The organism is Mycobacterium sp. 852002-51152_SCH6134967, from assembly GCF_001667105.1.
Taxonomy (GTDB): domain Bacteria; phylum Actinomycetota; class Actinomycetes; order Mycobacteriales; family Mycobacteriaceae; genus Mycobacterium; species Mycobacterium neumannii_A.
The window spans coordinates 245,795-269,440 of sequence record NZ_LZIK01000012.1 but is presented as its reverse complement, the minus strand read 5'-3'; the positions used below and the strand labels follow the sequence as shown (position 1 = coordinate 269,440).

The 23,646-nt window shown below is 67.2% G+C and carries 28 protein-coding genes and 1 pseudogene; 19 read left to right on the top strand and 10 right to left on the bottom strand.

The genetic code is table 11. The features are described from left to right. The first annotated feature begins 4 nt into the window (after positions 1-4). Positions 5-901 (top strand): class A beta-lactamase, encoded by an 897-nt coding sequence (gene bla / locus A5790_RS04015; protein WP_066841486.1) that lies wholly within the window; start codon positions 5-7, stop codon positions 899-901. A gap of 217 nt (positions 902-1,118) precedes the next feature. Here the strand turns inward: bla and ald are convergent, their stop codons facing one another. Further along, on the bottom strand, positions 1,119-2,231 hold the full coding sequence (gene ald / locus A5790_RS04010) for an alanine dehydrogenase (RefSeq protein ID WP_066841485.1): 1,113 nt from the start codon (positions 2,229-2,231) through the stop codon (positions 1,119-1,121). Between the two features lie 89 nt (positions 2,232-2,320). On the opposite strand from ald, the gene A5790_RS04005 reads away from it, so the two are divergent. Continuing rightward, complete coding sequence (locus tag A5790_RS04005; protein ID WP_066841484.1) at positions 2,321-2,836, top strand: Lrp/AsnC family transcriptional regulator; 516 nt, start codon at positions 2,321-2,323, stop codon at positions 2,834-2,836. Positions 2,837-2,855: 19 nt separating this feature from the next. Here the strand turns inward: A5790_RS04005 and A5790_RS04000 are convergent, their stop codons facing one another. Further along, positions 2,856-3,374 (bottom strand): general stress protein, encoded by a 519-nt coding sequence (locus A5790_RS04000; protein WP_231987585.1) that lies wholly within the window; start codon positions 3,372-3,374, stop codon positions 2,856-2,858. A 92-nt stretch (positions 3,375-3,466) separates the two neighbouring features. On the opposite strand from A5790_RS04000, the gene dapB reads away from it, so the two are divergent. The 4 genes from dapB to A5790_RS03980 are packed head-to-tail and all read left to right on the top strand — an operon-like array spanning position 3,467 to position 5,584. Further along, positions 3,467-4,201 carry a 4-hydroxy-tetrahydrodipicolinate reductase gene (gene dapB, locus A5790_RS03995; protein WP_066841483.1) on the top strand — a complete coding sequence of 245 codons (735 nt, stop codon included), beginning with the start codon at positions 3,467-3,469 and terminating at the stop codon, positions 4,199-4,201. Then, positions 4,201-4,668, top strand: coding sequence for a hypothetical protein (locus tag A5790_RS03990; protein ID WP_066841482.1), 468 nt, complete (start codon positions 4,201-4,203; stop codon positions 4,666-4,668). The genes dapB and A5790_RS03990 overlap by 1 nt, the downstream gene beginning before the upstream one ends. After that, complete coding sequence (locus A5790_RS03985) at positions 4,665-5,123, top strand: flavodoxin family protein (protein WP_066841481.1); 459 nt, start codon at positions 4,665-4,667, stop codon at positions 5,121-5,123. Before A5790_RS03990 ends, A5790_RS03985 begins: the two co-directional genes overlap by 4 nt. A gap of 2 nt (positions 5,124-5,125) precedes the next feature. After that, positions 5,126-5,584, top strand: coding sequence for a hypothetical protein (locus tag A5790_RS03980; protein ID WP_066841480.1), 459 nt, complete (start codon positions 5,126-5,128; stop codon positions 5,582-5,584). Here A5790_RS03980 and A5790_RS03975 read toward each other — a convergent pair. Together A5790_RS03975 and A5790_RS03970 are read right to left on the bottom strand one after the other, a co-directional pair. After that, positions 5,578-6,501, bottom strand: a complete 924-nt coding sequence (locus A5790_RS03975) for a CoA ester lyase (protein ID WP_066841479.1) — start codon at positions 6,499-6,501, stop codon at positions 5,578-5,580. The two genes, A5790_RS03980 and A5790_RS03975, sit on opposite strands and share 7 nt — an antisense overlap. A 57-nt stretch (positions 6,502-6,558) precedes the next feature. Continuing rightward, positions 6,559-7,299 carry a dienelactone hydrolase family protein gene (locus A5790_RS03970; RefSeq protein WP_066841478.1) on the bottom strand — a complete coding sequence of 247 codons (741 nt, stop codon included), beginning with the start codon at positions 7,297-7,299 and terminating at the stop codon, positions 6,559-6,561. Between the two features lie 43 nt (positions 7,300-7,342). On the opposite strand from A5790_RS03970, the gene A5790_RS03965 reads away from it, so the two are divergent. The 3 genes from A5790_RS03965 to A5790_RS03955 are packed head-to-tail and all read left to right on the top strand — an operon-like array spanning position 7,343 to position 9,872. Then, positions 7,343-8,143 (top strand): thymidylate synthase, encoded by an 801-nt coding sequence (locus A5790_RS03965; RefSeq protein WP_066841540.1) that lies wholly within the window; start codon positions 7,343-7,345, stop codon positions 8,141-8,143. Beyond that, complete coding sequence (locus A5790_RS03960) at positions 8,133-8,621, top strand: dihydrofolate reductase (protein ID WP_066841477.1); 489 nt, start codon at positions 8,133-8,135, stop codon at positions 8,619-8,621. Before A5790_RS03965 ends, A5790_RS03960 begins: the two co-directional genes overlap by 11 nt. 33 nt (positions 8,622-8,654) lie before the next feature. Next, a complete protein-coding gene (locus tag A5790_RS03955) occupies positions 8,655-9,872 on the top strand; it encodes a winged helix-turn-helix domain-containing protein (RefSeq protein WP_066841476.1) in 1,218 nt (405 codons plus the stop codon). Positions 9,873-9,902: 30 nt separating this feature from the next. Here A5790_RS03955 and A5790_RS03950 read toward each other — a convergent pair whose 3' ends face one another. Then, positions 9,903-10,202 carry a DUF4193 domain-containing protein gene (locus A5790_RS03950; RefSeq protein ID WP_066841475.1) on the bottom strand — a complete coding sequence of 100 codons (300 nt, stop codon included), beginning with the start codon at positions 10,200-10,202 and terminating at the stop codon, positions 9,903-9,905. Between the two features lie 228 nt (positions 10,203-10,430). On the opposite strand from A5790_RS03950, the gene thyX reads away from it, so the two are divergent. The 3 genes from thyX to A5790_RS03935 are packed head-to-tail and all read left to right on the top strand — an operon-like array spanning position 10,431 to position 13,801. Further along, entirely contained in the window at positions 10,431-11,195 is a 765-nt protein-coding gene (thyX, locus tag A5790_RS03945; protein WP_066841474.1) for an FAD-dependent thymidylate synthase, read from the top strand. A 24-nt stretch (positions 11,196-11,219) separates the two neighbouring features. Beyond that, the gene (gene dapA, locus A5790_RS03940; RefSeq protein WP_066841473.1) at positions 11,220-12,122 is read left to right on the top strand and encodes a 4-hydroxy-tetrahydrodipicolinate synthase; all 903 of its coding nucleotides are present in this window, start codon (positions 11,220-11,222) and stop codon (positions 12,120-12,122) included. Further along, a complete protein-coding gene (locus A5790_RS03935; protein WP_066841472.1) occupies positions 12,122-13,801 on the top strand; it encodes a ribonuclease J in 1,680 nt (559 codons plus the stop codon). Before dapA ends, A5790_RS03935 begins: the two co-directional genes overlap by 1 nt. A gap of 297 nt (positions 13,802-14,098) precedes the next feature. Here the strand turns inward: A5790_RS03935 and A5790_RS03930 are convergent, their stop codons facing one another. The 3 genes from A5790_RS03930 to A5790_RS03920 all read right to left on the bottom strand — a co-directional run bounded on the left by A5790_RS03930 (position 14,099) and on the right by A5790_RS03920 (position 15,746). Then, on the bottom strand, positions 14,099-14,911 hold the full coding sequence (locus tag A5790_RS03930; RefSeq protein ID WP_066841471.1) for a mycofactocin-coupled SDR family oxidoreductase: 813 nt from the start codon (positions 14,909-14,911) through the stop codon (positions 14,099-14,101). Beyond that, on the bottom strand, positions 14,911-15,225 hold the full coding sequence (locus A5790_RS03925; protein ID WP_064349694.1) for a putative quinol monooxygenase: 315 nt from the start codon (positions 15,223-15,225) through the stop codon (positions 14,911-14,913). The genes A5790_RS03930 and A5790_RS03925 overlap by 1 nt, the downstream gene beginning before the upstream one ends. Positions 15,226-15,293: 68 nt before the next feature. Further along, complete coding sequence (locus tag A5790_RS03920; protein ID WP_066841470.1) at positions 15,294-15,746, bottom strand: DUF2834 domain-containing protein; 453 nt, start codon at positions 15,744-15,746, stop codon at positions 15,294-15,296. Positions 15,747-15,844: 98 nt separating this feature from the next. Here A5790_RS03920 and A5790_RS03915 point away from each other — a divergent pair, with 98 nt between their 5' ends. Further along, the gene (locus A5790_RS03915; protein WP_066841469.1) at positions 15,845-18,331 is read left to right on the top strand and encodes a DNA translocase FtsK; all 2,487 of its coding nucleotides are present in this window, start codon (positions 15,845-15,847) and stop codon (positions 18,329-18,331) included. Positions 18,332-18,379: 48 nt separating this feature from the next. Here the strand turns inward: A5790_RS03915 and A5790_RS03910 are convergent, their stop codons facing one another. Further along, entirely contained in the window at positions 18,380-18,889 is a 510-nt protein-coding gene (locus A5790_RS03910) for an amino-acid N-acetyltransferase (protein WP_197696704.1), read from the bottom strand. A gap of 41 nt (positions 18,890-18,930) precedes the next feature. Between A5790_RS03910 and pgsA the strand changes: the two genes are divergently transcribed. The 5 genes and pseudogenes from pgsA (at position 18,931) to A5790_RS03890 (ending at position 21,981) form a co-directional block, all read left to right on the top strand. Beyond that, entirely contained in the window at positions 18,931-19,527 is a 597-nt protein-coding gene (gene pgsA / locus A5790_RS03905) for a CDP-diacylglycerol--glycerol-3-phosphate 3-phosphatidyltransferase (RefSeq protein WP_064426048.1), read from the top strand. Then, positions 19,505-19,799 (top strand): annotated as a pseudogene (locus A5790_RS25310) (CinA family protein). Before pgsA ends, A5790_RS25310 begins: the two are co-directional and overlap by 23 nt. Positions 19,800-19,882: 83 nt before the next feature. Then, entirely contained in the window at positions 19,883-20,203 is a 321-nt protein-coding gene (gene clgR / locus A5790_RS03900; protein WP_064395243.1) for a transcriptional regulator ClgR, read from the top strand. A gap of 116 nt (positions 20,204-20,319) precedes the next feature. Continuing rightward, entirely contained in the window at positions 20,320-21,135 is an 816-nt protein-coding gene (gene pspA / locus A5790_RS03895) for a phage shock protein PspA (RefSeq protein ID WP_066841468.1), read from the top strand. A gap of 15 nt (positions 21,136-21,150) precedes the next feature. Further along, the gene (locus A5790_RS03890; protein ID WP_066841467.1) at positions 21,151-21,981 is read left to right on the top strand and encodes a hypothetical protein; all 831 of its coding nucleotides are present in this window, start codon (positions 21,151-21,153) and stop codon (positions 21,979-21,981) included. Here A5790_RS03890 and A5790_RS03885 read toward each other — a convergent pair whose 3' ends face one another. Continuing rightward, entirely contained in the window at positions 21,982-22,422 is a 441-nt protein-coding gene (locus A5790_RS03885) for a limonene-1,2-epoxide hydrolase family protein (protein ID WP_066841466.1), read from the bottom strand. It lies immediately after the preceding gene. A 42-nt stretch (positions 22,423-22,464) separates the two neighbouring features. Here A5790_RS03885 and A5790_RS03880 point away from each other — a divergent pair, with 42 nt between their 5' ends. After that, positions 22,465-23,637, top strand: coding sequence for a glycosyltransferase (locus A5790_RS03880; protein WP_066841465.1), 1,173 nt, complete (start codon positions 22,465-22,467; stop codon positions 23,635-23,637). The last annotated feature ends 9 nt before the right edge of the window (positions 23,638-23,646 follow it).

Here is a 23,646-nt window from a genome sequence, read left to right as displayed (position 1 = left end):
CCCCATGACTGGGTTACCGCGTCGTCACGTTCTGATTGGTGGATTGACACTCGCGGCGCTCGCCGCTTCACCGCACAAGGCCGCCATGGCCGACCCCAACCGTCCCTTACAGCCGATCGAGGACCGGCTCGGCGAGATGGAGCGTCGGCAGAACGCGTTGATCGGGGTGTTCGCAACCAATCTCGGCACCGGGCGCACCATCGCGCATCGCGCTCAGGACCCGTTCGCGATGTGCTCGACGTTCAAGACCTACGCCGCCGCGCGGGTGCTGCAGAAGGCCGAGCGCGGTGAGCTCGCGCTCACCGATCGCATCACCATCGAGCCGGGCGATATCGTGCCCAACTCGCCGGTGACCGAGGCGCACGTCGGGCAGACGATGACGCTGGCGCAGCTGTGTCAGGCCGCCCTGCAGCGAAGCGACAACGCCGCGGGCAACTGGCTGCTACGGGTGATCGGTGGTCCGTCCGGCGTGACCGACTTCGCCCGCAGCATCGGCGACGAACGGTCCCGACTCGACCGCTGGGAGATCGAGCTGAACGCGGCGGTCCCCGGAGATCCGCGCGACACCACCACACCCGAGGCCGTCGGAAACGGTTACCGGGCGATACTCACAGGCAACGCGCTCGCCGAGCCGCAACGCCGGCAGCTCGAGGACTGGATGCGGGCCAATCAGACATCGAGCGTGCGACCGGTGCTGCCGCCGGGCTGGGCAACGGCCGACAAGACCGGCAGCGGTGACTTCGCGAGCACGAACGATGTCGGTATCGCGTTCGGCCCGGCCGGTGAGCGATTGCTGCTGGCGATCATGACCAGGACCGCGGCAAACGACCCCGACGTCCCGAACGACCGGCAGCTGGTCGGTGAAGTGGCGTCTGTGCTGGTCGCCGGCCTTCTGACCTGATATTGAACGAAGGCGCCAGCTTTGCCCGGTCACCCCTCGGGACCGGGTCAAGCTGGCTTGTCAGCGGCTGTCCCCCCACGCTCTTCGCCTCCCTGCACCGAGCGCCAGCCGCTGGACTAAACGGTATGGCATGGAGCGCGACGGAGGAATCGGGCGAATCCCTATCTTTTTGCACCGGCAGGTTTAAGGGTGCCCGGCAAACACGCTGAGCGTGGGCTCAGAGCAGCATCGACGGATCCGTGTACGGCAGGTCGAGGTCGGCGGCGACCTGTGCGGACAGCAGGGCGCCTTCGTGGGAGGACAGACCCCTCGCGAGCGAGGCATCGGCCCGGCACGCCGCCCGCCAGCCCTGGTCGGCCAGCTCGAGCACGTACGGCATGGTCGCGTTGGTCAGGGCGAAGGTCGAGCTGCGGGGCACCGCGCCGGGCATATTGGCGACGCAGTAGAAGAGCGTGTCGTGCACGGCATACGTCGGGTCGTCGTGCGTGGTCGGATGCGAATCCCCGAAGCACCCGCCCTGGTCGATGGCGATGTCGACCAGCACCGCGCCCGGCCTCATGTGGGCGACAGTCGAATTCGTCACCAATTTCGGCGCTTTGGCGCCCGGCACCAGGACCGCGCCGACGACGAGGTCGGCGTCCTTCACCGCGTCCTCGAGCTCCAGGACCGACGAGTACCGGGTTCCGACGCGCCCGCCGAACTCCGCATCCACGTCGCGCAGCTTGTCGAGGCTGACGTCGAACACGGTGACGTTCGCGCCCATGCCCGCGGCCACCCGCGCGGCATTGCGGCCGGCGGTTCCGCCGCCGATCACGACGACGTCGGCGGGAGCCACGCCCGGCACGCCGCCCATCAGGACGCCGCGGCCACCGTGGCTGCGCATCAAGTGGTAGGCCCCGACCTGGGCCGCCAACCGTCCGGCAACCTCGCTCATCGGGGCCAGCAGCGGAAGGGCCCCGTCGGCGGTCTGGACGGTTTCGTAGGCGATCGACGTCGTTCCCGAGGCCAGCAGCGCTTCGGTGCACGTCCGCGACGCGGCGAGGTGCAGGTAGGTGAACAGCGTCTGGCCCCGACGCATCCGGTGGTATTCGGCTTCGATCGGCTCCTTGACCTTGAGCAGGAGTTCGGCCTCGGCCCACACCTGGTCGGCGCTGGTGATGAGCTGAGCGCCTGCGCGTTTGAAATCGGCGTCCGAGATTGCCGAACCGTCGCCGGCACCGGCTTCGATGATCACCTCGTGGCCGCGGTGCACCAACTCGGCGACTCCGGCCGGGGTGATCGCGACCCGGTATTCGTTGTTCTTGATCTCGGTCGGGATGCCGACACGCATGATCGCTCCTCTGCTGGTTTCTGCCTCCAGTGTGAAGAAGCTTCATTTGATCAGCAATTACTGCGCTTGAAATTCTGTAGGGTCGCGGTATGAGCGAAACATCTTCATTCTCGCGGGTCTCGGGGGGCGTCGGCCCGAAGGATGTTCGCCCGGTTCCCCTCGACGACGTCGACCGCCGGATTCTCACCGCGCTGCACCGTGACGCGCGAATCTCGAACAACGCACTGGCCGAGGCGGTCGGGATTGCGCCGTCGACATGCCACGGCCGGGTCCGCCGACTGCAGGAGTCGGGGGTGATACGCGGTTTCTACACCGACATCGATCCAGCCGCGATCGGTCTGCCGCTACAGGCGATGATCTCGGTGAGCCTGCAGTCCAGCGCTCGCGGGCGGATCCACAGCTTCATCCAGCAGATCCGGCGCAGGCCGCAGGTGATGGACGTGTATTTCCTCGCGGGTGCCGACGACTTCATCCTCCACGTCGCCGCGCGTGACACCGACGACCTACGGTCGTTCGTGGTGGAGAACCTCAACGCCGACGCCGACGTGGCCGGTACGCAGACGTCGCTGATCTTCGAACACCTGCGAGGGGCGTCGCCGCTCTAGCGGCGGGAAGCTTTGCCGCTCAGGGTATTTGGGTGTAACGCGCCGCGTCGGCGGCGTACTGCGGCGGCACGCACACCTCGTAGCGCCGGGCTTCGAGTGTCTCGACGCTGGAGAAGTCCCGCTCGCCTCTGGTCGCCACATGCGCGACGAACCCGAACACCGCGCCCCAGAACGCGCCGATCGCCAGCGCGATCAGCATGGTCACGATCCACACCGGACCCACCGTGAAAATCGCGAACAGCAGCCCGATGAACAACCCGAACCAGGCGCCGCTCGCTGCGCCGGCGAACGCCGCCCGCCCCTTGGTCATACGTCCGGTGACGCGTTCGACCGTGCGCAGATCGTCGCCGATGATTCGCACGTGCTCGACGGGGAAGCCGCCGTCGGACATGCGGTCCACCAGCCGTTGCGCGTCGGGATAGTTGTCGAACGTCGCGATGACCTGGCGTGCGGGCCGCTGATCGCCCACCTGATGCTCGGGCCGGCCACTCATATCCGTCACTTCGAACTCCATCTGCTGTCGTTCCGGTGTCGTCATGCATGGTTACCCGCTTTCAGGGAGTGCCGCCACCGAATGCGCCGATCCGGTCGCGTCGATCAAGCTGGGCCCCGGGTGGATAAGGTGACGCCATGCGAGTCGGAGTGCTGGGGGCAAAGGGCAAGGTCGGCGCGACGATGGTGGAGGCCGTGCAAGCCGCCGAAGACCTGACCTTCACCGCGGGAGTCGACGCGGGCGACCCATTGAGCCTGCTGACCGACGGCCAGACCGAGGTCGTCATCGACTTCACCCACCCCGACGTCGTGATGGACAACCTCGAGTTCCTCATCGGCAACGGGATACACGCCGTCGTCGGCACCACCGGGTTCACCGACGAGCGGTTGGCCACCGTCCGGGATTGGCTGGGCGCCAAACCGGAGGCAGCGGTCCTGATCGCGCCGAACTTCGCGATCGGCGCGGTGCTGTCCATGCATTTCGCGCAGCAGGCCGCGCGGCACTTCGAATCGGTCGAAGTCATCGAGCTGCATCATCCGCACAAGGCCGACGCCCCGTCCGGCACCGCGGCGCGCACCGCGCGACTCATCGCCGAGGCGCGAAAAGACATGCCGCCCAACCCCGATGCCACGAGCACCGGTCTTGACGGTGCGCGGGGTGCTGACGTCGACGGGGTTCCGGTGCATTCGGTGCGCCTGGCGGGGCTGGTCGCTCATCAGGAGGTGCTGTTCGGCACGCAGGGGGAGACGCTGACCATCCGGCACGACAGCCTGGACCGGACCTCCTTTGTGCCCGGAGTCCTGCTCGCGGTGCGGCGGGTGGCCGAACGGCCGGGGCTCACCGTGGGTATCGAGCCGCTCCTCGACCTCTGATGGCCGAAGGCGGGCGCGTCCTGCGCATCCAACTGCTGATCGGCTTCATGTGTGTGGCACTGGTCGTGTACTTCGTGCTGCTCGGCCGCCTGGCGATGGCATTCGTCACGACCGGGGAGCCCGCCGCAGTCGGGTTGGGGCTGGCGCTGATGGTGCTTCCGCTGATCGGGCTGTGGGCCATGCTCAGCACGCTGCGCGCCGGCCTGGCCCATCAGCGGCTCGCGCGGATCTGCCACGACGAGGGGATGGAACTCGACGTCAGCGCGCTGCCGCGGATGCCGTCCGGGCGAATCCAGCGCGACGCCGCAGACGCGTTGTTCGTCACCGTGCGTGCGGAACTGGACAACGACCCGCAGAACTGGCGACGGTGGTATCGCCTGGCGCGTGCCTACGACTACGCCGGTGACCGCAGCCGGGCGCGCGAAGCGATGAAGAGGGCTGTCGAGATGGAGGAGCGGGACCGATGAGTAAGACTCTGTTGGTCGTGCACCACACCCCGTCGCCGGGAACCCGCGAATTGCTCGAGGCCGTCCTCGCCGGCGCCGGGGACCCCGACATCGAGGGCGTCGAGACCGTGGTTCGTCCCGCGCTGGCCGCCACCCTGCCCGACATGCTCGACGCGGACGGCTACCTGTTCGGGACCACGGCCAACTTCGGGTACATGAGCGGCGCGCTCAAGCACTTCTTCGACACCGTCTACTACCCGAGCCTCGATCACGTCGGCGGCCGGCCGTACGGCGTGTGGGTGCACGGCAACAACGACACCGTCGGCGCGGTCAACGCGGTGGACAAGCTCGCGACCGGGCTCGCCCTGACCAAGGCCGCCGATGCGCTCGAGGTCGTCGGCGGTGTCGACGCGGGCGTGCGGGAACGCGCCTACGAACTCGGTGGCACACTGGCCGCGACGCTGATGGAGGACTAGCCATGCCGGGAATCGCCGAACTCGCCTTGGGCGCCGCGCCACTCGCCGGCGGGGCACTACTCGGGATCGCCGCGGGCAACCTCCGCGGACCTGACTTCCGCGGAATGATCGCCAAAGACATGGACCTGCTCGAGCGCATACCCGACGACCAACCCGAACTCAAGGCGCGGCTGAAAGCCAGCATCGACCATCGCATCGAAGACATGATCAGCGCCGCTGAGCGCAGCCGCGACCTGCGGCTGGCGGCGATGTCCTATCGCGGTAGCTGGCGCGATATCGTGGTGTTTCTCTGCGCGATCCTGTTCACCATCGTCTGGTGGAACGTCGACCACGACCGGACGAACTGGCTGCTGATGTTCATCGTGATGATCCTCGCGACGATTGTCGCCGGGATCTACGCCGCACGCGGTCTGCTGCGGTCGCTGCAGATGGTGCTGCGCGGACGTCGTAGATCTCAGTAGTGGTAGGTGTCCGAGGGAGCCGGGATGTGCGCCGGATCGTCGACGTCGTCGAACTCCGAGACCTCGATGCCGTACGCGCGGGCCAGATCGAGGATCTTGTTTGCCCTGGCGATACGGGGCAGATCGGACCCGTTGCGGATCTCACCGCCGTCGCGTTCGAACTCGACGAAAAACTCTTTGGCCCAGGCGATTTCCTCGGGCGACGGGGAAAGCCCCTCGTTGATCGTGGTGCACTGCTCGGGTGTCAGGCAGATCTTGCCCGTCATACCGAATTCGACCGACACCGCCGTGGCCTCGCTGAGCTTGAGCGCACTCGAACCGACCGTCGGGCCGTCGATCGCGCTCGGGAGGTGGGCGGCCTTGGCCGCGATCGTGAACCGCGACCGCGCGTAAGCGAGGGTGGTCGGACTCTCGCCGAAGCCGGTGTCGCGCCGGAAGTCGCCGATGCCGAAGGCCAGCCGGAACGTGCCCTTGGCCGCGGCGATCGCAGTGATGCGTTCGAGCCCCCGGGCCGTCTCGACCAGCGCGACGATCGGCACCCCCGGTAGCCGATTGGCCGTTTCGGTGACGTGGTCGACGGATTCGACCATCGCCAGCATCACCCCACCGACCGATGTTCTCGCGAGCGCGTCGAGGTCATCGGCCCACCACGGCGTTCCGAAGCCGTTGACGCGCACCCAGTCGGTGTTGCCCTCGGTCAGCCAGCGGATGACGTTGTCGCGGGCGACGGTCTTGTCCTTCGGCGCGACCGCGTCCTCGATGTCCAGCACGACGATGTCGGCTCGGGACCGCACGGCAGGGGCGAACCGGTCGTACTGTGCGCCATTCACCAGCAGCCAACTGCGGGCCAGCACCGGGTCGATACGCGAACCGACGTCCTCGTGGTCCGCGTGAGCGCCGTGATCCTGAACGTCCATCGGATTATCGTCGCGTATCGCCCCGGAAGGCTGTGATCGGACCCGGTGAAATGCGCCTCAATTGGGCAGAGCGGATTCGAACAGCTCCTGCAGAGCGATCCAGTGCCGTTGGGCGGCCTCTTCGTCGTACGGGGCGTTGTCGGGCACCGCGAAGCCGTGGCCGGCCGGATAGAACTCCACCGTGTGGGCGACGTTCGCTGCGGTCAGAGCCTTGTCGAGGGTCTCGGCGTGCGCGTTCGTAAAGCCCTGGTCCTTCTTTGCGCCTGCGACATAGACGGTGGCCTTCATCCGGTCGGCGAGCAGGTGCGGGCTGGTGGGTTCGTCGGTGACCAGGCCACTGGCGTGGAACGATCCCGCCGCCGCGACCCGGTCGGGCACACGACCGGCCACGATGACCGAGGTCCGCCCGCCCATGCAGTAGCCGCAGACGCCGAATGCGTCGCCCTTGACCTCCGGCCGTGACTGCAGGAAGTCGAAGAACGCCGCGGCGTCGGAGGCCATCATGTCCGGGGTGATCGAGGAGATCATTCCGAACAGGCGTTTGCGCTGCTTCGGGTCGGTGAACGCGGTTTGCATGTCGAACGGCTCCCAGTTGCCGTGGCGGTAGTACACGTCGGGGAGCAGCACGGCGTGGCCGAAGCCCGCCAGCCGCGCGGCCATCTCCTGAAAGGTGTCGCGGACCCCGCCGGCGTCGACGTACATCACCACACCGGTCCACGGTCCGGGGCCGTTCGGGGTGTGCAGGGTCACGGGGCAGGTGCCGTCAGGAGTCGTGACGGTCGCGGAGATGCTCGGCATGGCCTCCGTTCTACTCGCCGGGTCTGGAAGTAAGCTGACCGACGTGCCGATTGCCACCCCGTACGAGGATCTTCTGCGGCTGGTGATGGAGCGCGGGACCCCCAAGTCGGACCGCACCGGTACCGGCACCCGCAGCGTGTTCGGCCACCAGATGCGTTACGACCTCGCGGCCGGCTTTCCGCTCATCACCACCAAGAAGGTGCACACCAAGTCGATCGTGTACGAGCTGCTGTGGTTCCTGCGCGGCGACTCGAACGTACGCTGGCTGCAGGAGCGCGGCGTCACCATCTGGGACGAATGGGCCTCTCCGACAGGGGATCTGGGCCCCGTGTACGGGGTGCAGTGGCGATCGTGGCCGACGCCGTCGGGCGAGCACATCGACCAGATCAGCGCCGCGCTGGAGCTGCTGAAGTCCGATCCCGACTCGCGCCGCAACATCGTCTCGGCGTGGAACGTCGGGGAGATTCCGCAGATGGCGTTGCCGCCGTGCCACGCGTTCTTCCAGTTCTACGTCGCCGACGGCAAACTGTCGTGCCAGCTGTATCAGCGCAGCGCCGATCTGTTCCTCGGGGTGCCGTTCAACATCGCCAGCTACGCGCTGCTGACCCACATGATGGCGGCGCAGACCGGGTTGGAGGTCGGCGAGTTCATCTGGACGGGCGGCGACTGCCACATCTACGACAATCACGTCGAGCAGGTGCAGTTGCAGCTCAGCCGCGATCCCCGGCCGTACCCCGAACTCGTTCTCGCGCCGCGCGATTCGATCTTCGACTACACCTACGAAGACGTGGCCATCCTCAATTACGACCCGCATCCGGCGATCAAGGCCCCGGTTGCGGTCTAACGTCGGGCTCATCTGGGCACAATCGAGCTCTGGTGTCATCGGCCGCGGCGGCGGTATCCCGTGGCGCCTGCCCGAGGACCAGGCCCGATTCAAGGAACTGACGATGGGCCACACGGTCGTGATGGGCAGGTTGACGTGGGAGTCGCTGCCCGCCAAGGTCCGTCCGTTGCCCGGGCGTCGCAACGTGGTGCTCACCCACCGGCGCGACTATGCGGCCGAGGGGGCAGACGTGGTGGCGTCGCTGGACGAGGCGTTGACCGATGACCCGGTCTGGGTGATCGGCGGCGCGCAGATCTACCTGGCTGCCCTGCAGGTCGCCACCCGCTGCGAGGTGACCGAGGTCGAGATCGAGCTGCCGCGTCAGGACTCCGACGTGATGGCCCCGGTGCTCGACGAGTCCTGGGTAGGTGCGGCGGGGGATTGGCTGACCAGCACCTCGGGATTGCGCTACCGGTTCTACAGCTACCGGCGGCGCTGACGCACTGTCGGTGGCGTCCGGCACGATGAAGACGTGCCGACCAGACTCACGGCCGATCAGGCCCGCCGTGTCGCCGTCGCCGCGCAGGGCTTCGCCGAGCCGCGTCCGCGGGGCCCCGTCACGCGTGCACACCTGCGCAGGCTGATCTCTCGGATACAGGTCCTGCAGCTGGACTCGGTGTCGGTGTCGGTGCGCGCGCACTACGCGCCGGTGTTCAGCCGGCTCGGCCCGTACGACCGCGATGTGCTCGATCGGGCGGCGTGGAGTCATTCGGCGCGCGCTCCTCGGATACTGGTCGAGTACTGGGCGCACGAAGCAGCGCTGATGGCCGTCGACGACTGGCCGCTGATGCGGTGGCGGATGCGCGAGTACACGCACGGCCGGTGGGGCAAGGAGATCGTCAAGAAGAACGCCAAGCTGGTTGACGACGTGGTGAGCGCCGTGACGGAGTTGGGCCCGTCGACCGCAGGCGAGATCGAGGCGTATCTGGGCGCCGAACAACGCGGCCGGAAGGGTCCGTGGTGGGACCGCAGCGACACGAAGTGGGTGACCGAGGCGTTGTTTGCCTCGGGGGTGCTGACGACGGCCACTCGGGTCGGATTCGCCCGGCACTACGACCTGTCGGAGCGGGTGCTGCCGCCGGAGGTGTTCGCTCGTGAGGTCGATGAGGCGGATGCCGTCAGGGAGTTGGTGCTGAGGGCGTCGGGCGCTCTCGGGGTGGGCACCGAGCAGGACATCCGCGACTATTTCCGGTTGTCGCCGGCGCAGGTGAAGCCTGCGATCGCGAAACTGGTCGCCGACGGCGAGCTGGAACCGGTGGAGGTCGACGGTTGGAAGGGACCGGCGTATCTGCGGGCGGGACAGATCATTCCGCGACGCGACCGCGGAACGGCGCTGCTGTGCCCCTTCGACCCGTTGATCTTCTTCCGGCCGCGGGTGGAGCGCTTGTTCGGCGGCTTCAGGTACCGCATCGAGATCTACACCCCGGCGCCGAAGCGGCAGTACGGCTACTACGTGTGGCCGTTTCTGCTCGACGGTGAACTGGTCGGAAGGGTGGACTTGAAGGCCGATCGGGCCGCGGGCGTCCTGCACGTTGTGGGTGCGTTCGCGGAGGAGGGCGCAGAGCGGTCGCGGGTAGCTCCGGTGTTGGCGGACGAACTGCGGACCATGGCGTCGTGGCTCGGGTTGTCAGTCGTCACGGTCGGCGCGAACGGGGACCTGGTCGACGACTTGCGCCGAGAGTCGGGTTGACACAACCCGACACCCGGCCGGAAACGACGCTCAGACGCAGTCCGCGCAGATCGTGCGGTCGCCGGATTGCAGTGCCAGCCGGCTGTGGTGCTGCACCAGGAAGCAACTCGAGCAGGTGAACTCGTCGGCCTGCTTCGGGATCACCCGGACCGTGAGCTCCTCACCGGACAGGTCCATATCGGGCAGGATGATCGGGTCGACCGCGTCACCGTCATCGACGTCGAGAACTGCGATGTCAGCCTGACCGCGCCGGGCGGCGATCGCCTCGAGTGACTCATCGACCGCTTCGTCGGTTTCCTTCACCCGCGGTGCGTCGTAATCGGTGGCCATTGGTCACCCTCCCTCTCTAGATCGGCGTTTGGGTAACACGGATTGAGAACGGATTTGTTCCCGGCCCGCGCGCGGTCGAAACCTGGATTCTTCGCTTGGTTCGCCGCCGAATGTGCGATCTGATCCGCTGCGACCGGCGAGTCGCGGATGAAACCGCACACCCGGCGTTCGGCTCGGCGCAATCTCGGCGCTCACGGGCATCGCCGACGGCCCGCGTTAGGGTGAGCCGTGGCCGAGACCTCGCCGCTGCGCGTCCAGCTGATCGCCAAGACGGAGTTCACCGCGCCGCCGGAAGTGCCATGGGAAACCGACGCCGACGGCGGACCCGCGCTCGTCGAGTTCGCCGGCCGCGCGTGCTATCAGAGCTGGTCGAAGCCCAATCCGCGCACCGCCACCAACGCGGCCTACATTCGGCACATCATCGACGTCGGGCATTTCTCGGTGCTCGAGCACGCCTCGGTGTCGTTCTACATCACCGGCATTTCGCGGTCGTGCACACACGAGCTGATCCGTCACCGCCACTTCTCGTATTCGCAGCTCTCGCAGCGGTACGTTCCCGAGCACGACGCGCAGGTGGTGGTGCCGCCGAGTATCGAGGACGACCCCGAGTTGACCGAGATGTTCGCCGCCGCCGCCGACGCCAGCCGCACCGCCTACACCGAGCTGCTCGAACGCCTCGAAGCCAAGTTCAGGGGCGGCGAGCCCGGGGAGCAACTCGGTGTGCTGCGACGCAAGCAGGCGCGACAGGCCGCCCGTGCGGTGCTGCCCAACGCCACCGAGACCCGCATCGTCGTGACCGGCAACTACCGCGCGTGGCGGCATTTCATCGCGATGCGGGCCAGCGAGCACGCCGACGTCGAGATTCGTCGGCTGGCCATCGAGTGCCTGCGCCACCTGGTCGACGTCGCACCCCAGGTGTTCAGCGACTTCGAGATCTCCACGCTGTCCGACGGCACGGAGGTCGCCACATCCCCTCTGGCCACGGAAGCGTGACCATCAACGAGTAATCTGAGCCCCGTGAGCACCAGCGGAATCGATGTGAGGGCCCGGTTGGGCACCGTGCTGACCGCGATGGTGACTCCGTTCAAGCCCGACGGCATGCTCGACACCCAAGCCGCGGCCCAGCTGGCGACACGACTCGTCGACGCCGGCTGTGACGGCCTGGTGCTGTCCGGGACCACCGGCGAGTCGCCTACCACGACCGATGCAGAGAAGATCGCACTGCTGCGGGCGGTACTCGACGCCGTGGGTGACCGGGCACGCATCATCGCCGGTGCGGGCACCTATGACACCGCGCACAGCGTGCATCTGGCCAAAGCGTGTGCGGCCGAGGGCGCACACGGGCTCCTGGTGGTGACGCCGTACTACTCGCGCCCGCCGCAGGCTGGGTTGCTGGCCCACTTCACCGCGGTGGCCGATGCGACGCCGCTTCCGGTGGTGCTCTACGACATCCCGCCGCGGTCGGTGGTGCCGATCCAGTGGGAGACGCTGCGCATGCTCGCCGAGCACCCCAACATCGTGGCCGTCAAGGACGCCAAGGGCGATCTGCACGGTGGCGGGCAGATCATCGCCGAGACCGGGCTGGCGTACTACTCCGGGGATGACGCGCTCAACCTGCCCTGGTTGGCCATGGGCGCCGTCGGATTCGTCAGCGTCTGGGGCCACCTCGCCGCCAGCCAGCTGCGAGATATGTTCTCGGCCTTCCAATCCGGCGATATCGCGACGGCCCGCAAGATCAACGTCACGCTGGGCCCGCTGGTCGACGCGCAGGCCCGGCTCGGTGGCGTGACGCTGTCGAAGGCCGGGCTGCGACTTCAGGGCTTCGACGCCGGTGACCCCAGGCTGCCGCAAGTACCGGCCACCCCTGCACAACTCGACGCGCTGGCCGCAGATATGCGGGCGGCCGCGGTGCTGCGGTAGTGAACGAAGAACTGAACCCACCGGGGCCACTGGCCCCAGGCGGACTTCGGGTCACTGCGCTGGGCGGGATCAGCGAAATCGGCCGCAACATGACCATATTCGAGCATCTGGGCCGGTTGCTGATCGTGGACTGCGGGGTCTTGTTCCCCACCCACGACGAGCCCGGCGTCGACCTGATCCTTCCCGACCTGCGCCTGATCGAGAACCGCCTCGACGAGGTGGAGGCGCTGGTACTGACCCACGCGCACGAGGACCACATCGGCGCGATCCCGTTCCTGCTCAAGCTTCGCCGCGACATCCCGGTGGTCGGTTCGAAGTTCACGCTCGCCTTGGTGGCCGAGAAGTGCCGCGAACACCGGATCAAACCCGTGTTCGTCGAAGTCGACGAGGGCCAGAGTTCCAGACACGGCGTGTTCGAGTGCGAATACTTCGGGGTCAACCACTCGATACCCGGCTGCCTGGCCATCGCGATCCACACCGGCGCCGGCACGGTGCTGCATACCGGCGACATCAAGCTCGATCAGTCTCCGCCCGACGGGAAACCCACCGACCTGCCCGGTATGTCGCGGCTCGGTGATGCCGGGGTGGACCTGTTCCTGTGCGATTCGACCAATGCCGAGATTCCCGGTGTGGGGCCGTCGGAGAGCGAGATCGGCCCGAACATGCACCGGCTGATCCGCAGCGCGCAGGGCCGCGTCATCGTGGCCTGCTTCGCCTCCAATGTCGGTCGCGTGCAGCAGATCATCGACGCGTCGGTGGCGCTGGGCCGCAAGGTGGCGTTCGTCGGGCGGTCGATGGTCCGCAACATGGGGATCGCCAAGGAACTCGGATACCTCACGCTGGAGAACGATGACGACATCATCGACATCGGCGCCGCGGAGATGATGGCACCTGAACGCGTCGTGCTCGTCACCACCGGAACGCAGGGGGAGCCGATGGCGGCGCTGTCGCGGATGTCGCGCGGTGAGCACCGCAGCATCACCTTGACCCCGGGCGACCTCATCATCATGTCGTCGTCGCAGATACCGGGCAACGAGGAAGCGATCTTCGGGGTGTTGGACGCGCTGGCGAAGATCGGCGCGCGTGTCGTCACGAATGCGCAAGTGCGGGTGCATGTTACCGGGCACGCCTACGCTGGTGAACTGCTGTTTCTCTACAACGGCGTGCGTCCGCGCAACGTGATGCCCGTGCACGGCACCTGGCGGATGTTGCGTGCCAACGCCGGTTTGGCCGCCCGCACAGGGGTTCCCGAGGACAACATCGTGCTGGCCGAGAACGGCGTGAGCGTCGACCTGGTGGCCGGACGGGCGTCGATCGCGGGCGCGGTGCCCACCGGCAAGATGTTCGTCGACGGGCTGGTCACCGGCGATGTGGGGGACGCCGTGGTCGGTCAACGGCTCACGCTCTCTTCAGGGTTCATCGGCATCACGGTCGTCGTCCAGCGCGGCACCGGTAAGCCCGCGGCGGCGCCGCACCTGCACTCCCGCGGCTTCTCCGAGGACCCGAAGGCTCTCGAGCCGGCCACCCGCAAAGTCGAAGAGGCACTCGAAGCGCTTGTGGCCGAACGGGTCACCGATATCAACCGCATCGCCCAGGCGTCGCGGCGCGCCGTCGGTAAATGGGTAGGGGAGGCCTATCGGCGCCAGCCGATGATCGTGCCGACGGTCATCGAGATCTGACTCTTAGGTTTGGCTAGGTCCCGTCGCGGTGCCGGTCGCCGGTATGTCCAGCCTCACCAGTCTTCGCGGGACCCAGTTGTGGGGCTGCCCGCCTCTGAGCGAATTATTCGCTACTGACGAATATTTCGCTCGTAGCTGGGCAGTCCGAGAGGGATCGCCGACACAAAGAGACGGCTGCGAGTGCCGAGTGCCGAGCCACATGGAAACCGTTCGACCGCGACGACGCCGGCGAAGCATCGACCGAGGGTCCGGCACATCTCGCAGCACCGAGGTGCGGCACTTCTCCCGGGCAAGAGCTCAGCGCTTGTTGATCGACCCCGCGTCGACGGGAAGCGCGACACCGGTGACGTAACGCGCCGCGTCGGAGACCAGCCACGCCACCGCGTTGGCGATGTCTTCGGGTTGCAACACCTGCACCGGAAGTGCGTTGCCCATGTCCTGCGGGCTCTTCTCCGCGATGCTGCCCAGCCACTGCCGCGTCGCTTCGTTGTTGATCATCGGGGTGTCCACGCCGGCAGGGTGCACCGAGTTGACGCGGATACTGTGGCGTGCAAGCAGATTGGCATACAGCCGCATCAGCCCGACGATGCCGTGTTTGGCGGCGACGTAGCCGATCGCGCCGGGATCGTCGCTGCCCATCCCGACCAGACCGACCACCGAACTGGTGAGCACGATCGAGCCGCCCTCGCCGGTGGCGATCAGTGCAGCCTTGGAGACCTCGACCGTGTGATGGACGCCGGTGAGGTTCACGTCGATCACATCGCGCCACCCGTCGGCGCCCGACTGCATCGGCGCGATACCGGCGTTGGCGACGACGATGTCGAGACGGCCGAACTCGTCGACGCCGGTCTGCACTGCCGAGGCCAACGCATTCTGGTCGCGAACATCGGCCTGGCGCGCCACTATCCGCGCGCCCGTGTCCTCGACGAGCTTCACGGTCTCGGCCAGATCGTCGGCCGTCGCCAACGGGTAAGGCACCGAGGCGATCTGGTCACAGAGGTCGACGGCGATGATGTTGGCGCCCTCGGAGGCCAACTTCACCGCCTCCGCGCGGCCCTGCCCGCGCGCCGCACCCGTGATGAACGCGACTTTGCCTGCGAGCCCGGGCATCAGGACCGCAGCGCGCCCTTGCTCGGGTCGCCGGCGACAACCGGCTGCAGCATCTTGATGTCCGGGGCCCCGTCAAGGTGCTCGCCCACCGCACCGAACAGCTCACCGATGGCCGGAGCGGTGCTGTGCGTCTTGAGGGCATCCTCGTCGGCCCACTGCTCGACGAACACGAAGGTGCCGTTGGCCTCGTGCAGCGCGTAGAGCTCGCAACCGGGCTCCTGGTGCACCGCCTCGATGGCCTTCTTGCACGCGTCCCGTACGGTGTCAACGGATTCGGGTTTGGCGGTCATGGTGGCGACGACTACGACAGGCATTTGCGGCTTGACTCCTCGGTGAGTGCTGCTGGACGAGTGAAAAGCCTACTCACCGACACCCGCGACGCTCAGACCACGTCGACCCAGATCGTGAAGGCCGCCGTGAGGATCGCGATGACGACGAGACCGACGGCGTCCGGTGCTCCGATCCGCGTGGCCTCGGTGCGATGTATGCGCAATTCGCGCGCGAGAAGGAACAACGGGAACGTCACGCTGACTGCGATGAGGAACGAGGCGACGACGTAGATCCAGACGAATCGGATGCCGTGTTTGCGCGCCTCGAACACCATGAAGATCACCGCGGCGAGCAGGAACAGGGCGATGTCGGCGGTGATGGATCGCGACGCCGGGTTGACCTTGGTTTCTTCCCAGAACACGCGGAGGAAGTCCGCCCCGCGGTCGAGGTAGGCCAGGTTCTGGCTCCAGGTGGCGATCAGCGCGACGACCGCGATGCTGCCGTATGCAGCGCACAGCACTTTGGTCGTGGTCGGCAGGCCCGCCGACGTGTTGGTTTCGGTCATTTCCGCACGGTAAGTCGCAAAAGCGGGTCAATCGATACGAATCTGTTACCCGTGTGGCAGATGGTGATTCTGGGGCTGAAGCGACTAGGCTTACAGGCATGCCTAGTAAGACCGCCGCGCGCTCGGGAAGTCGTTCGACCAGGTCGAAACAGAGTGTGCGCTCCGGTGGCCGGGCCGCGCCGCGCCGCAAGCCGGCGCCGCGCAAGACCACGTCACCGCGCCGGACGTCGTCACCCATTTCGTCGGCCGGTGCCGCGGTGGGCCGCGGTGTGCGGGCGGGTTGGCTGATGGTGGCCAAAGGCGCGGGCACCACCGCGCGTTCGGTCGGTCGGGCCCGCGACCTGGAAGCCGGTCATCGGCGTGACGGCATCGCCCTGGCGCTGCTGGGCCTGGCGGTGATCATCGCGGCGAGTTCGTGGTTCGGCGCCGCCGGTCCGGTGGGGGACTGGCTCGACACGTTCTGGCGGACGCTGATCGGCGCGGCCGTCGTACTCGTTCCCATCGCCCTGGCCGCAGTCGGTGTGACGCTGATGCGCACTGAACCGGATCCGGACGCCAGGCCGAGGCTGATCCTAGGTTCGGTGATGATCGCGCTACCCGCGCTCGGGCTGTGGCATCTGTGGGCCGGTTCGCCGCAGGATCCGGCGGCACGTCGACATGCCTCGGGCTTCTTCGGGTTCGCGATCGGCGGTCCGCTCTCCGAGGGGTTAACTGCCTGGATCGCCGCCCCGCTGTTGTTCATCGGTGTGTTGTTCGGGGTATTGCTGGTGACCGGCACGACGATTCGCGAAGTGCCCTCGACCGTGCGCTCCATGTTCTCCGCCCGCGGTTACGACGAATACGACTACGACGAGTACGACGACGAGGACACCGCCGTCATATCCGAGTCCGACGATTTCTCCGACGGCTACTACGACGATTCATTCCCACCCGGCGACCCGAACGCCTACGACGCCGAACAGGCTTGGCCGACCGGCACGCCGATGGAGAACTATCCGCTCTCCGACGAAGCGCCGACGATTCCCGAACCGACCGCCAAGACGCGTAAGAAGAAGCAAAAGCAGTCGACGATGACGCTGGACCGCGTGGTCGACGGACCGTACGCGCTACCGTCGCTCGAACTTCTGATCGCCGGCGATCCTCCGAAACGGCGGAGCGCGGGCAATGATCGGATGATCGAGGCGATCACCGAGGTGCTCGACCAGTTCAAGGTCAACGCATCGGTCACCGGATGCACTCGCGGCCCGACCGTCACCCGGTACGAGGTCGAACTCGGTCCGGGCGTCAAGGTCGAGAAGATCACTGCGCTGCAACGCAATATCGCCTATGCGGTCGCGACCGAGAGTGTTCGGATGCTGGCGCCGATCCCGGGCAAGAGTGCGGTCGGTATCGAGGTTCCCAACGTGGACCGCGAGATGGTCCGCCTGGCTGACGTGCTCACCGATCCAAGTACCCGGGGTGACCACCACCCGCTCGTCATCGGTTTGGGCAAAGACATTGAGGGCGAGTACATCTCGGCGAACCTCGCCAAGATGCCGCATCTGCTGGTCGCCGGCTCGACCGGTTCCGGTAAGTCGAGCTTCGTGAACTCGATGCTGGTGTCGCTGCTGGTGCGGGCCACGCCGGAAGAGGTCAGGATGATCCTGATCGACCCGAAGATGGTGGAACTGACCCCCTACGAGGGCATCCCGCACCTCATTACGCCGATCATCACCCAACCGAAGAAGGCCGCCGCCGCGCTGGCGTGGCTGGTGGAGGAGATGGAGCAGCGCTATCAGGACATGCAGGCCTCACGCGTGCGCCATATCGACGACTTCAACAAGAAGGTGCGCTCCGGCGAGATCACCACGCCGCTCGGCAGTCAGCGTGAGTACAAGCCCTACCCTTACATCGTCGCGATCGTCGACGAGTTGGCCGACCTCATGATGACCGCCCCGCGCGATGTCGAGGATGCGATCGTGCGCATCACCCAGAAGGCTCGCGCGGCAGGCATTCACCTGGTGCTGGCCACGCAGCGGCCGTCGGTGGACGTCGTCACCGGCCTGATCAAGACCAACGTGCCGTCACGGTTGGCGTTCGCCACGTCGTCGTTGACCGACAGCCGCGTCATCCTCGACCAGCAGGGCGCCGAGAAGCTGATCGGCATGGGCGACGGACTGTTCCTGCCGATGGGGGCCAACAAGCCGATCCGTCTGCAGGGCGCGTTCATCACCGACGACGAGATCCACGCCGTCGTGGAAGCGACCAAGTCGCAGGCCGAACCGGAGTACACCGAGGGCGTCACCAACGCCAAGACCAACAGCGAGCGCACCGACGTCGACCCCGACATCGGCGACGACATGGACGTCTTCCTGCAGGCGGTCGAGTTGGTGGTGTCGAGCCAGTTCGGGTCGACGTCGATGTTGCAGCGCAAACTGCGCGTCGGCTTCGCCAAGGCGGGCCGGTTGATGGATCTGATGGAGACCCGCAACATCGTCGGGCCGAGCGAGGGTTCCAAGGCCCGCGAGGTTCTCGTCAAACCCGACGAACTGGCCGCGACGCTGGCGTCGATCCGCGGCGCCGACACCCCAGAAGACGACGAGTGATTTGTGCACCGCCAGGAGCGCTCAGCGCAACAAAGTGTGCACAAATCGCTAAAGGGTCAACAGCATTCGGGTGTTGCCGAGGATGTTCGGCTTGACGTAGGACAGGTCGAGGAACTCGGCGACACCGGTGTCGTACGAGCGGCACATCTCTTCGAAGACCTCGGCGGTGACGGGTGTGCCGTCGATCTCGCGAAACCCGTGCCTGCTGAAGAACTCGACTTCGAAGGTGAGCACGAAGATCCGCTCGAGGCGCAACTCACGCGCGACGTCGAGCAGTTTGTCGACGATCGCGTGCCCGACGCCTTGGCCCCTGACCTTGGGATGCACGGCGACGGTGCGCACCTCTCCAAGGTCGGACCACAACACGTGTAGCGCGCCGCAGCCGAGCAGCTCGCCGCCCAGTTCGGCGACCCAGAACTCCTGAACGGCCTCATAGAGCGTCACCAGATTCTTCTCCAGCAGGATCTTGCCGGAGTAGATGTCGACCAAGGTTTTGATGGCGGGGACATCCGAAGTTCGCGCACGCCGCACGACGACCTCGCCGGATTCTGCGCTCACAGGTGGAGAGTATCGGTTCGAGCAACCGATATTCTGTTGCGGTGTCGGGCCAACCCCATACTGATCCGCTGGTCCCGCGCGCCCGTGTAGCGAACATCGCGAATGTGCTCACCGGCGTGCGGATGGCGTTGGTTCCGGTTTTCCTGGTGGTGCTGTTCGTCGGCGACGGGCATGAAACATTCTGGCGGATAGCCGCATTCGTCGTGTTCACCGTCGCGGTGATCACCGACCGGTTCGACGGGGCGCTCGCGCGCAACTACGGCATGGTGACCGAGTTCGGCACACTGGCCGACCCCATCGCGGACAAAGCCCTCATCGGCGCTGCACTGATCGGGCTTTCGCTACTGGGCGACCTGCCCTGGTGGATCACGGTGGTGATCCTGACCCGGGAGATCGGCATCACGGTATTGCGGTTCGCGGTGTTGCGTCACGGCGTGATCCCGGCCAGCCGCGGCGGCAAGCTCAAGACCCTCGTACAAGGGGTGGCGATCGGGCTGTTCGTGCTGCCGTTGTCGGGTGCGTGGCTGGCCGCGGCGTGGGTGGTCATGTGTGCGGCGGTCATCCTGACGGTCGTCACAGGGGTCGATTACGTGGTGACGGCCATCAAGGACTCCCGTGGACGACCCGCTGGTCAGTGACGACGCCCGCGCGCTTGTCGCCGACCTCACCGTGCGCGGGCAGACGGTCGCGACCGCCGAATCGCTGACCGCGGGCCTGCTGGCGGCCACACTGGCCGGCGTGCCGGGGGCGAGCGCGGTGCTACGCGGCGGCCACGGTATTCCTCGGCATCGCCGGGCCTATCAAGACCGACGTCGTCGAGTTGCGGCTGGACGGATCGCGCTGGGAGATCCGCCTCGCCGCGGTCGGGGAGGCCGTCGTGCACCTGCGGTCGGCCCTCACTCGACAGTGATCTGCGCCATCCGGGAACCCACAGGCCCACGCTCAGCGTTGCCCTATTGGATCCCCAGATACTGACTCCGAAGGGAGAGCACGATGACGGCATTGCTGCGCGAGGTGATCGGCGACGTGCTGCGTCGTGCCCGCGTCGACCAGGGACGCACCCTGCGCGAAGTGTCCGACACCGCCCGGGTCAGTCTGGGCTACCTCTCCGAGGTCGAACGCGGCCGCAAGGAAGCTTCGAGCGAATTGCTCAGCGCGATCTGCGGCGCCCTCGACGTTCCGCTGTCTCAGGTGCTCTTCGACGCCGGTCAGGAGATGGAGCGTGAGGAGAGCGCCGCCTTCGCCGGTGCCGCCAACATCGACGCCACCACCAAGGTGGTCATCCCGCAGGTCGTGTCGATGGCGGTCGCCTGACGCGCTGAGCCGACCACGACCGACTGTGGTGATACGCGCTGACCCGATAGATTGGGCAGCACGGGAAGCCGGGCCGGCGAGTCCGACACAACGACACGAAGGCGGAGTGAACTGACATGGCCAATCCGTTCGTCAAGGCGTGGAAGTACCTCATGGCGCTGTTCAGCTCCAAGGTGGACGAATACGCCGACCCGAAAGTGCAGATTCAGCAGGCCATCGAAGAAGCCCAGCGCCAGCACCAGGCCCTGACCCAGCAGGCCGCCCAGGTGATCGGCAACCAGCGCCAGCTGGAGATGCGTCTGAACCGCCAGCTCGCCGACATCGAGAAGTTACAGGTCAACGTGCGGCAGGCGTTGACGCTGGCCGATCAGGCCGTCGCAAACGGCGACGCCGCCAAGGCCACCGAGTACAACAACGCCGCCGAAGCGTTCGCGGCGCAGCTGGTAACCGCCGAGCAGAGCGTCGAGGATCTCAAGACCCTGCACGACCAGGCGCTCAACGCGGCCGGCCAGGCCAAGAAGGCCGTCGAGCAGAACGCGATGATGCTGCAGCAGAAAATCTCCGAGCGCACCAAGCTGCTGTCCCAGCTCGAACAGGCCAAGATGCAGGAGCAGGTCAGCTCGTCGCTGCGCTCGATGAGCGAGTTGGCCGCCCCGGGCACCACGCCCAGCCTCGACGAGGTGCGCCAGAAGATCGAGCGCCGGTACGCCAACGCGATGGGCGAGGCCGAGTTGGCGCAGAACTCGGTGCAGGGCCGAATGTTGGAGGTCCAGCAGGCGAGCGTGCAGATGGCCGGGCATTCCCGGCTGGAGCAGATCCGCGCCTCGATGCGCGGTGAGCAGTTGCCCGCGGGCGGCAACGCCGCGCCGCAGCCCGCGACCCCGGCGACCAATCCGCAGCAGGCGACACCGGAAAATCCGCTGTCTCAATAGTTCGTGAGGACACCAGTGAGTTCGCAGAGCCCTCGACCCGAGTCGTTGCGCTCGCTGGTGCAACGGGGTGTCCAGAACGGCATCGACACGGCCGCCGAGTGGTCCGAGGTCCTGGCCGACAAGCTGAACGCCGCCGCTGACCCGCGCGCCAAGCTGCTCCGCAAGCGCCGCTGGGCGCTGCGGCTCACCGTGTTCTTCACGATTTCCTGCGTGTTCTGGATCGGCGTGACCGGCGTGGTGGCCGCATGGGATGTTCCCGCATGGGCGCTGCTCATCCCGTCGCCGATCGCCGTCGGCGCCGCTTTCTTGGCCACGTTGACGTTCCTGCGGTACCGCTGGCTGCGACGCGAGCCGCTGCCCCCTCCGCGGTCCCGCGCCACCCGCAGGCTTCCACCGTGGGGATCGGCCGCACGCCCGCCGATGGCGGCGTTGGCCACCTCCGAGCGTGGATTCTTCTCCCTGCTCGGGGTCCTGGAGCGGGGGCGGATGCTGCCGCCGGACGAACTCCGCGAGCTGGCCGCCGCGGCGAACCAGACCGCGACGACCATGGCAGCCACCGCGAACGAAGTGATGTCCATGGAACGGGCAGTCCGCGCGACGCCGCAATCGCGCGCCCACCTGATGCCCACTATTCAGGCGTTCACGGCGCAACTCGATCACGGGGCGCGCCAGTACGGCGAAATGGTCAACGCCGCAGCACAACTGGTGTCGGCGGCGAACGCCGGTCCGACGTCGACCTCACCGATGTGGCAACAGCGTTACCGCGACGAGCTGTCCAATGCCACCGATCGGCTGGTCGGCTGGGCCGAGGCGTTCAACGAACTGGGCCACGTCCGCGGGGCGTAGTCACATCGTGGGGCGCAGCGCCGGGAACACCGCCGCGACCAGACCGCGCACCGTGGCCTTGAGGAAGTCCAGAGTGTCGAAGTAGTCGCGCCACAACGTGATTCGGCCGGCGTGCACCTCGAACGTTCCGCACACCCAGAACTGCAGGCGCACCGGCCCGAACACCAGCGCGTCGGTGCGTTCGGTGAGCACGGAGCTGCCGTCGGCGGCGATGCGGTGAATTTTCACCTCGAAGCCGAACCGGCCCTGACCGCGACGCATCAGGCCGATGATGCGCTGGCGGCCGCGGATCGTGGGGTAGCCGACGTTGTGCCATTCGGCGTGATCGGCGAGCAGGCCGTCGGCGGTGTCGAAATCCTCGTCCTGCAAGGCGTAGAGGAACGTTTCCACCGCCCGGATGTTGTCGACGTCGGTTTTCAGTTCAGGAGCCTGGTCGGTCATGGGCGCAAGCCTAGTGCCGCGCGGCTGTGGCAGGGTAGCCCAATGCGCGTGGCGGTGGTTGCTGGACCGGATCCGGGACATGCTTTTCCGGCACTCGCGTTGTGCCTTCGTTTCCTGGCCAACGGGGATACGCCGACGCTGCTGACCGGGACGGAATGGCTGGACACGGCCCGCGACGCCGGGGTGGCCGCCGTCGAACTCCTCGGCTTGGATCCGGTGGACACCGACGACGACGCCGACGCCGGCGCGAAGGTCCACCAGCGTGGCGCCCGGATGGCCGTGCTCAACGCGCCGCAGATGCGTCAGCTCGCGCCGGAGCTCGTGGTCTCCGACGCCATCACCACGGCGGGCGGGTTCTGCGCCGAACTGCTCGGGCTGCCCTGGGTCGAGTTGAATCCGCACCCGCTGTACCGGCCGTCGAAGGGCCTCCCGCCGATCGGCAGCGGGCTGGCGCCCGGCGTCGGCGTCCGCGGCCGGTTGCGCGACGCGATCCTACGCGCCCTCTCCGCCCGGTCGTGGCGGCAGGGCATTCGCCAGCGCTCGGCGGCGCGTGTGCAAATCGATTTGCCCGCAGACGATCCCGGCCCGCACCGACGGTTGATCGCCACGTTGCCGGCGCTGGAGGTGCCGCGGCCGGACTGGCCCGCCGAAGCCGTGGTGGTGGGTCCGCTGCACTTCGAGCCGACGTCGGCGACGCTCGACATCCCACCGGGCGACGGACCCGTCGTGGTCGTCGCACCGTCGACCGCCACCACCGGGGAACGCGGCCTCGCCGATGTCGCGTTGGAGACCTTGACGCCAGGGGAGGCGTTGCCACCGGGATCGCGCGTCGTGGTGTCGCGACTGGGCGGCACGAAGGTCGCGGTGCCGCCGTGGGCGGTGGTCGGGCTGGGACGACAGGACGAACTGTTGACGCACGCCGACCTGGTGATCTGCGGAGGCGGTCACGGCATGGTGGCCAAGACGCTGCTGGCCGGAGTCCCGATGGTGGTGGTCCCCGGCGGGGGTGACCAATGGGAGATCGCCAATCGTGTTGTGCGGCAGGGGAGTGCGCAGCTGGTGCGTCCTCTCGCCCCGGATGCGCTCGCGCAGGCGGTGCGCGAGGTGTTGGATACGCACAGCTACCGGGAGGCTGCGCGACGCGCAGGCGCGACGGTCGCCGACGTCGAAGATCCGGTACGGGTGTGCCATGAAGCGCTGGCCGCGTCGGCGTAGTTTGGGCTC

Excerpts from the sequence above, each read along its gene's own strand:
- ald (WP_066841485.1), bottom strand. The coding sequence starts at position 2,231 with ATGCGTGTCGGCATCCCGACCGAGATCAAGAACAACGAATACCGGGTC.
- A5790_RS03985 (WP_066841481.1), top strand. The coding sequence starts at position 4,665 with ATGAGTAAGACTCTGTTGGTCGTGCACCACACCCCGTCGCCGGGAACC.
- A5790_RS03915 (WP_066841469.1), top strand. The coding sequence starts at position 15,845 with ATGCCTAGTAAGACCGCCGCGCGCTCGGGAAGTCGTTCGACCAGGTCG.
- bla (WP_066841486.1), top strand. The coding sequence starts at position 5 with ATGACTGGGTTACCGCGTCGTCACGTTCTGATTGGTGGATTGACACTC.
- A5790_RS04005 (WP_066841484.1), top strand. The coding sequence starts at position 2,321 with ATGAGCGAAACATCTTCATTCTCGCGGGTCTCGGGGGGCGTCGGCCCG.
- A5790_RS03970 (WP_066841478.1), bottom strand. The coding sequence starts at position 7,299 with ATGCCGAGCATCTCCGCGACCGTCACGACTCCTGACGGCACCTGCCCC.
- pspA (WP_066841468.1), top strand. The coding sequence starts at position 20,320 with ATGGCCAATCCGTTCGTCAAGGCGTGGAAGTACCTCATGGCGCTGTTC.
- A5790_RS03880 (WP_066841465.1), top strand. The coding sequence starts at position 22,465 with ATGCGCGTGGCGGTGGTTGCTGGACCGGATCCGGGACATGCTTTTCCG.
- A5790_RS03975 (WP_066841479.1), bottom strand. The coding sequence starts at position 6,501 with ATGGACGTTCAGGATCACGGCGCTCACGCGGACCACGAGGACGTCGGT.
- A5790_RS04000 (WP_231987585.1), bottom strand. The coding sequence starts at position 3,374 with ATGACGACACCGGAACGACAGCAGATGGAGTTCGAAGTGACGGATATG.
- A5790_RS03925 (WP_064349694.1), bottom strand. The coding sequence starts at position 15,225 with ATGCCTGTCGTAGTCGTCGCCACCATGACCGCCAAACCCGAATCCGTT.
- A5790_RS03980 (WP_066841480.1), top strand. The coding sequence starts at position 5,126 with ATGCCGGGAATCGCCGAACTCGCCTTGGGCGCCGCGCCACTCGCCGGC.
- dapB (WP_066841483.1), top strand. The coding sequence starts at position 3,467 with ATGCGAGTCGGAGTGCTGGGGGCAAAGGGCAAGGTCGGCGCGACGATG.
- A5790_RS03990 (WP_066841482.1), top strand. The coding sequence starts at position 4,201 with ATGGCCGAAGGCGGGCGCGTCCTGCGCATCCAACTGCTGATCGGCTTC.
- clgR (WP_064395243.1), top strand. The coding sequence starts at position 19,883 with ATGACGGCATTGCTGCGCGAGGTGATCGGCGACGTGCTGCGTCGTGCC.
- A5790_RS03950 (WP_066841475.1), bottom strand. The coding sequence starts at position 10,202 with ATGGCCACCGATTACGACGCACCGCGGGTGAAGGAAACCGACGAAGCG.
- A5790_RS03885 (WP_066841466.1), bottom strand. The coding sequence starts at position 22,422 with ATGACCGACCAGGCTCCTGAACTGAAAACCGACGTCGACAACATCCGG.
- A5790_RS03930 (WP_066841471.1), bottom strand. The coding sequence starts at position 14,911 with ATGCCCGGGCTCGCAGGCAAAGTCGCGTTCATCACGGGTGCGGCGCGC.
- A5790_RS03920 (WP_066841470.1), bottom strand. The coding sequence starts at position 15,746 with ATGACCGAAACCAACACGTCGGCGGGCCTGCCGACCACGACCAAAGTG.